We start from the raw sequence: 7324 nt of genomic DNA on the forward strand, positions 1-7324 counted from the left end.
TCAAATCAGGGACGGTTCAACATTTATTGATTTTGATTTTTTTGTGCAATCGGCAACTACGATAAGAGTTCGTATATTTCATCTAGCCAAAGGAAAAATCTTGAGTCAAAATCGATTGACTTCGAAGCGATGGATTTCATCGATTGCCCTCGGTGGCCTGCTTCTTTCGGCGCTGGCTGTAGGTCCAGCTAGCGCAACGACCACGATTGCTGAAACAGGCATGGTTTCTGTCACGGAACCAGTAAGTGATGCCGACCTGATCGCACCTGACGCCGAGCCCGGACTAGCAACCTCCGAGGAAGCACTCGACGCCCCATTTGTCGATGAAGAGGGAAACCTCGTTCCCGTCGATGATGAACCGGAAATGAACGCACGTGCTGTGGTCTGCACACCAGAGACTGGCGCAGATAATCCTCACATTTCTACAACCTCCAAACCAAAGATTGCCGTGCAGGGGCATGGCTGGTGGAAGAAAGGTAATTGCAGTTCAGCCACTGCACACGTGACCTCATGCTTGTACGAGTACTACACCAATAACAAGGGCTCAGGATACTGGGAACGCAAAAACTGCTCCAAGAAGACAAAGCTAAAACCAGGCGGTGGGTCTAGCAGCCGAGTAACCTCTCACAACGATTGCAACGACACCAAGCGGGTTTCATGGAGAAACCATGTCGATGTAGATGCTGATGGTCAGATCGATACCACTGAGGTCAAGCGCATGCAGGCCGATGTGAACTGCCGTGTTCTCTAACTAAACCGTTAGATCCTATTCACACACTTAGGGTTCAAATTTGTTCTCATCAAACTATTCAGAGCCGATGTTCATTGGCATTTGGGAATCCAAATCGAGCATGCCGGCCGATAGGTCTTTATCCGACCCAGTTAGTTTCCTCAATGACTACTCAGAGCTGCTGTGGGGCCCTGAAAGTTCGTCAGCAGGCCGAGCATGGGTGGTCAATGATGCAGGCCGTGGAGAAGATTTTCACCATTCAGAGAATGCACCAGATGTTTGGTTCCAGGTAGGCATCCAACCTGCTTCGGCTAACTCACCTCTCCCCTGCTACGCATTGGCTGTTATGACAGATACTTTTCGATGCGAAACTTCTAAGCCTCCAGTACAAGTTGATTTTGCTGTTCCACTGCAACAACTAAAGAACCTGAACCCTGGCGCGCTTCCATCCGAAGGGCTAAGTGGGGTCGTTGCTCTTGAGTCAAGTGATGAGAGACGGCGTGACATTTCGGTCGAGTTTCAGTCTGGGCAGAAAGATGCTTTCCCTGACGAGGTTCTTAACGCTCTTGTCTCACAGATCGCTTCTGTCCTGATGCTCGAAGTTACCGCCAACCGTATCGACTCAACGAAATCTCTACCGATTTCTGATGGTATTTGGGATGGTCCGGGAGCTTCTTCCGCTCTGATCTCCTTCTCTTCTGGCCTACATTCATTGACCGCTATTGGCTGGATGACAGGTTTATTAGCTGACATCCTTGCTTCTTACGGAGTTGATCGTCCGGTCTATATATCGTGGAAATTTTGCGATCAAACCGGCAACTGACCAAGGCTTTTTCCATGGGGTGTAAACAGGGTGAATGAGTTAGGTTCCTGACTTTTCCTAATACGCAGTACTCCGAACGTTTCGATAAGTAAATATAGAGTGAGCGGCCTATCCCGCCGTACGAAGCGCCCGACCGGAATATTTTCCGGTCGGGCGCTTCGCTAATTAGGATTTCGTCAAGGTAGCTCATCGCCCAGATATACGTGGAGGATTGTTGCTACTAGAACTAATTTCACGGGTGGATCTATATACGTTTAGGTCACCAACGATCATTCCTAAATGGGTACCTTAGAGGGCTCCGCTTAGAAGAATCCAAATGTTTAACACGGCAACTCCCCAGGACAGCAACGCCACGCCTTCGGGCAGCGTGAGGAACTGGGCGCTCCTGCTATGTTCAGGGATGCCGCATCGTCGCAGGCCGTAGCAAACTCTGACGCATCGCCCTTCCGCAGTTCCGTTCCATGCGGTGCAGGTGCGCGTCAGCCAAATTCCCAAGCCGAGGGGAAGCAGCACAAGCAAGACGGCGAACAGAATTGTCCCGGTGCTAATGGCGTCGGGGTTGCCGTCCCAGACCGCGGCCAGAATGAATATTGCCAGGACGTCGAGGCCGTTGATTCCCGTTGATGCCACGGCTGTCCGATACAGCCGCTTCTGCGCCGTGGCCCCTGAGACTCGGCCAGAGCTTCCAGGGGAGGGGGTGGCCATGCGGTATGGGGAAGGCATGGGATAGTTTCGGTCGGGTCGCGACGAACCGGAATACTGACATTTGGTTCCGGGCCGATGTTGTCCGACGGGGCATCGGTTGCTGTACTGGCACATGGTTACTCCCTACGTCGATGTTTCGTACACACAGACACATGCGTAGACGTCTACGAATACTCACAACGATGATTGTTCGGGTTACGAGTTGGGGGCTCAGAAGCAACCAAAATGTCTGCGGTGGCCATCTTGGATTAGCTTAAAATGGCACTAGTTCCTCCGGCTTGCCATGATGGATCACTTAGAACCTTTCCCAATCTCTAACGAATATGATCTCCAAGGAACAAGCTTCATAGTAGTTTTCAATCGGACGCGAGCTGGTCACATCCGTTCGAATAAGAACCGACGCCGTATATCAAGCCGGAATTGAACGGGGCTATCGAAGAACAAGTAACATGTGGAAATTTAATAAGTAAAAATAATTTGAGTTGAAGGTATTTCATAACACAAAATGCGTAACTCCTGACCAGAGATATTGCTGACCCGCGAATTCCAACCTAAACAGATCAGTTCCCATGCCTATCCGTAACCAGGGATGAGAATCATCATCAGTTCTCAGATCGTTTAAGAATTCGTCTCATCGATCAATGCCGGATAAACCATCCATTTCGCGCCGGCGCGCTGCTGATGCATTTCCATAGCCTGGCTGCTGTAGCCCATGGTTTCGGCGACGATGGCCGGCGGGATCCGTTGCACGAGCTCCTGAAGTGCAGCGTTCTTGGCGCCGCGAAGGTTAATTCCTGCCTCGCGCAGTCGCTGCATCAGATGATTCGCATTGAGGTGTTCACCAGAAACGTATCCCGGATAGCACCATGAGGAATTCTGATTCGCTACGGTGTTTTGGTTCATCCTGCTAGCCAGAAATTCTTTGATTATCTCGTCGAATGGGGGAGGGATCTCGATTGGCGATGCCTTGAAAGTTACTCTCAGACGGCCGTCATCCGAGTACTCGAACTGGTCTACCTTCAGCGCGGCGATCCTGGATAGAGGCTGCCCAAAAACGAGCAGAAAAATCGCTGCAGCTCGGTCACCCGCGCCGAACTCGGGGCTTTCCAATGCGTGAAGTATCAGCTCATTACGTTCTTCAGAACTGATTCGCGGATCTGTTTGGGCAACACGGTAGGGGAAATCAAGCTTGGGCATGTGTTGAGTTTGGATTGCCCACCGGACGAAAGTTCTAGCGATGCTCCGAGTCGTGGACCCTGACGCCAACCAGTCATAGATGTCTTGCTGGGTGCAACCGGCTACTGATTTTTTACGTTCCTGCAGGAACGCAAGGAAGTCGATTGATACTGTGGTGGATTGCCGAGCACTCAGTAACGTTCCTTCTTCCAGCTGCCCTTGGCTCTCTAAGGTACGCAGCCTGTTCAAGTAAACGAAGGTGGCAAATTGTTGTATCAATTTCTGATGCGCCCGGTTTGGCACGTCGCTGAGCTTGGCCTCTAGCCACGTTTCGAATCGCTCGACCCTGCTGCCATAATCTTCGAGTGCCTCCAGGCTGGTAAGGATTCTTCTCAGGTGGTTAACTTTGCCCGGTTCAGGATGCTCGATGAAGGTCCGGTGGGCTAGGTCTGCTTTCCCGGAAGCCAGGTCCCCGAGCAGCTTCCGTGTCGCAGGATTAGTCTTCAGCCAAACGATTGCGCTACGGGCATTCGGCTGGGTCGTGACGGCGTCATAGAAGGACCGCATATGCTCGGGGATCCTCCCATTGTCGTCTTGGAGGAGGGCTTGCAAATGATCTTTGAGCAGACAACGCGAGCAGAAGCCTTTGGCGCTTAGTTCGTCTTCTTCATGGCAAAGAGTGCAAACAAAATTATTCGGCATTCCCGCGCATTCTGAGCAGATCGCTTGTCCATCAGGTGCAAGGCCAGGCAGAAGATGTTCTCGGTTGCATTGTGGGCAAGTTCCATGGATGCGTGCGGCTCGTTGGTAGCACCGTCGGCAGATATGGCCTTCTGGCCAGATGGCGTTGAATTTCACGCCTGTGCGTTCGCATCGTGCGCAGGAGCGCTCTTGGGATGTCATTCGTCAGCCAGATAGACGCGGGCCCGGCGTGGACGGGTGGAATCTTTCAGCGACGCTACAGTGCTCTCATCGGTACCGACTTTGCGAAGCTGGGTTCTCGCGTCGACCGCTTCATAAGCGCAGAGATCTTCGACTGTGCATTCCAAGGCATCGGCAACAGCAAAAAAGCAGCTGTAAAGAAATGCGCTCTGGTTTCTGCCCGATCAGCCGGTAAATCTGCGAGCTCGATAAGTCGATCCCACGATCATTCAGTAGTGGCAAGATGTCGGATATGTTGTTCAGGCCGCGGGAGGCCATGATTTCGCGCAGCCTCCACTTGTACTCCATTCGCTTGCCCATCTGGTATCACTCATTTCTCTGATGCGTTGCGTCTGTAGCCATTGATCTAAGCGCCTGCTGGACGACTTTGTTCCGATAGTCGGGGGAGACGCCAGTGTAAATGGCTGTCGTCGATCCGTATTCATGACCGGCTTGTTGTTGAATAAATAAGCCGTCGTAACCGGATTCCACCAGATGCGTGATGTAGGAGCGACGCAAGGAATGGAAGTCCAGCCCGTCAGCAAGTCCTGCTTCTTTGCGGATGCTGGAGAATGCCGCGCTTAAGGCATCTGCTGTCAGCGGTCCGCCGCGTTCAGAAGGAAACAAGTATGAACAAGACAGCGCAACGCTCATACGCGGCCTGACGTCGTTGATCCAATCGCTGAGGCAATCAACGGCCCAGTCTGTTTCGGGAACGGTCAGTACCGTGCGGCGTTTCGGGGGAGAACCGGCTTTGGCCTTGCCATGGCGGACGTAAACAGTTCCGAAATCCTTGTATTTTTTGACGGCCGGGTTGTGCCCAAAATCCGAGAGCTCGAGCTGACGGACCTCATTTCTTCGAAGTCCCCAGGCGTAGGCGGTTTTCATTATGATTGAGGTTCTGTACCAGGGGATCCAACCTTTCCGTCCCGCCCGTCGAGCCCTGACAACATGATCGTCAGCACAGTCGAAAAGCGATTGCAGTTCCTCGCGGGAGTATGGACGCTTCTTTGGATCGCTCATCACTTCGGAGCGGTGTCGTGCCGTATTCCATTCAAAAGCAATCTGTGCGGGATAAGAACCGAAGCGGCGGAAGCATTCTTCAGACCATCCGTAGCTGGAGTCAGTCAGGTATTCCATGAACAAGCGAACGCTGACTTGATAGGTCAGCATCGTTGACCGGCTAAGCCTACGGACGCCTCGAAGTTCCATCGAGTATCCGTCCATGTCACTGGCTTCCCAGTTCCAGGGATATTTCTCAGTGAAGCTCCGGAAGCGCTCGATATTAGAGATGCGCTGATCGATGGTGTGCGGTGAAAGATTGCGGCCTAGTTGTTGGTTGCGCCATCCATCGAGCATTTCCAACCAGATAAGTTCTTCTGGATGTAATGCTGGTAGCCCTTGCGTTAGCCTCAGCGGCACGACCCCTGGTGGCAGATCCTTCATGCCGGCTCCTACCTGTTATGCGAAGCTTTCGCATAACTTGCGAATCTCGTCAATGAAATTCTTTAGAGCACTAATCAAGGTAGAAATTCATGCATCGCTTCGAGACGGTTCATCGGTCAGCGCGCGCTGGAGTGATCCAGGGAAAGTTGCTGGATGACATAGGCCGCCCGGGTTATCAATGACTTATCGAGGGGACCGCGAGTTCGCACGTTCTGACAATACAAAAGCCTTTGATGGGAAAGCCTGTTATCCGTTTCCTCCGGATCCAGGTACTTTTGATGGCTCCCTGATGAGAGCTTCTGAGCTGTAGGTCAGTGATCCGATGCTTGAAGAACCTCAAGACTAGGGGTTCTCTTCAATCTGAGGAGCAGACCTCTTCAGATCAATATAGTCAGCCATAGGTGCGGCTGCTCTTGACGCATGCTGGGCGATGATTCCAGGACTATAGCCAAGCAAGTCCATGAGGGTGCGTCCGTCAACTTCCTGGGTGAGGCTGCGCAGCGTCGCGTTGCGTGCTCTTTGAGGATCGATGCCGAGGACTTTGAGCCGTCCGGCGAGGGTGTCCGGGTGTAGATGCTGGCCAGCACGAGTGCCGGGGAAGAGCCAGTCGGTGCCAGCATTCGTGGTGTTGCTGTTCTCAGGGTTTTGTAATTGTTGCCAGAACAGCTCAGTGAGGGCTGCGGGTACGGCAGCCGGTGTTGCTCCGAGCTTGAGGCGCATGCCGTCCGGAGCAGTGATGAGATGTTCTCGGCGAAGCAGGACGATCTTGTTCAGCGGGTGTGCCCATAGCAAAAGAATCAAACCAGCCAGGCGCGTAGACCGAGCTACTTGCTGGTGTTCTAAACAGTTCCTCACGAGTTCAGTCCGCTGCATGTGGGTAATCATTGGGTTGGCTTGAGCTTTTCGGAAGGGCGTATCAAGCTCATGGGTGCGGCTGCTTGGCTGACTATTGAGCCAGCGAACGAAGTTTCGGATGTGTTTTCGGGTGCTGGGGCCACTGCTCAGGTAGTCATCGATGTGCTTCTGTTGGAGCTTTTCTGCGCCGATATCGTGCGTCTCCTTGAGCCAGAGGAGAAGTTTCCCTGCCTCGGTGATTTCCTGTTTCGCGGCGCTGATGGCGGTACTGTGGTTGGTCTCCGGGTCTGCGGCTTTGTCGCGGATTCGTTTGAGGTGGCGCCACCTGGCGAAGAGTTCGACTATATGGCTTGTCCCGTCAGTGGGCAGGGAGGCGACTCTGGCTGTGATCCATTGCTCGAAACGAGCGAGGTTTTCGTTTCCGCGCTCGGGCATCATGCGATGGTGAATTAGCAAGGCTCTTAGGTGCTCAGCAGCTGTTGAGGTGGGTAGCTCGTCGAAGGCCTCATGGGTGAGTGCGAGGTTTCGGTTTCCAATCTTTTCTAGGAGATGGCGGGCTTTGGTGCCCGGACGCATGTAGGTATAAATACTCTCGGGTCGCCCTGTCTCTGTGAGCAGCTTTATGAGGCGGTGAAGTCGTAGATCTTCGTGGCTCTTCAGAATTGAGA

At 52.8% G+C, this 7324-nt stretch carries 6 protein-coding genes; 2 read left to right on the forward strand and 4 right to left on the reverse strand.

The window, feature by feature from the left end; translation table 11 throughout:
* The coding region (locus tag CIK76_RS19600) for a hypothetical protein (RefSeq protein WP_217990380.1) at positions 1–751 on the forward strand (751 nt) is incomplete at its 5' end.
* A gap of 67 nt (positions 752–818) precedes the next feature.
* A complete protein-coding gene (locus CIK76_RS19070) occupies positions 819–1553 on the forward strand; it encodes a hypothetical protein (RefSeq protein ID WP_141393534.1) in 735 nt (244 codons plus the stop codon).
* Between the two features lie 288 nt (positions 1554–1841).
* Here CIK76_RS19070 and CIK76_RS11380 read toward each other — a convergent pair whose 3' ends face one another.
* From CIK76_RS11380 to CIK76_RS11400, 4 genes are all read right to left on the reverse strand, one after another.
* A complete protein-coding gene (locus CIK76_RS11380) occupies positions 1842–2276 on the reverse strand; it encodes a hypothetical protein (protein ID WP_141393535.1) in 435 nt (144 codons plus the stop codon).
* A 600-nt stretch (positions 2277–2876) separates the two neighbouring features.
* Positions 2877–4136, reverse strand: coding sequence for a hypothetical protein (locus tag CIK76_RS11385; protein ID WP_141393536.1), 1260 nt, complete (start codon positions 4134–4136; stop codon positions 2877–2879).
* Between the two features lie 546 nt (positions 4137–4682).
* Positions 4683–5801 (reverse strand): tyrosine-type recombinase/integrase, encoded by a 1119-nt coding sequence (locus tag CIK76_RS11395; RefSeq protein WP_096286529.1) that lies wholly within the window; start codon positions 5799–5801, stop codon positions 4683–4685.
* 342 nt (positions 5802–6143) lie between these two features.
* Positions 6144–7324: hypothetical protein (locus CIK76_RS11400; RefSeq protein ID WP_096286531.1), on the reverse strand; the 1181-nt coding region annotated here is incomplete at its 5' end.

The sequence above is a fragment of the Glutamicibacter sp. BW80 genome (assembly GCF_002332385.1).
Taxonomy (GTDB): domain Bacteria; phylum Actinomycetota; class Actinomycetes; order Actinomycetales; family Micrococcaceae; genus Glutamicibacter.

Excerpts from the sequence above, each read along its gene's own strand:
- CIK76_RS11385 (WP_141393536.1), bottom strand. The coding sequence starts at position 4,136 with ATGCCGAATAATTTTGTTTGCACTCTTTGCCATGAAGAAGACGAACTA.
- CIK76_RS11380 (WP_141393535.1), bottom strand. The coding sequence starts at position 2,276 with ATGCCTTCCCCATACCGCATGGCCACCCCCTCCCCTGGAAGCTCTGGC.
- CIK76_RS19070 (WP_141393534.1), top strand. The coding sequence starts at position 819 with ATGTTCATTGGCATTTGGGAATCCAAATCGAGCATGCCGGCCGATAGG.
- CIK76_RS11395 (WP_096286529.1), bottom strand. The coding sequence starts at position 5,801 with ATGAAGGATCTGCCACCAGGGGTCGTGCCGCTGAGGCTAACGCAAGGG.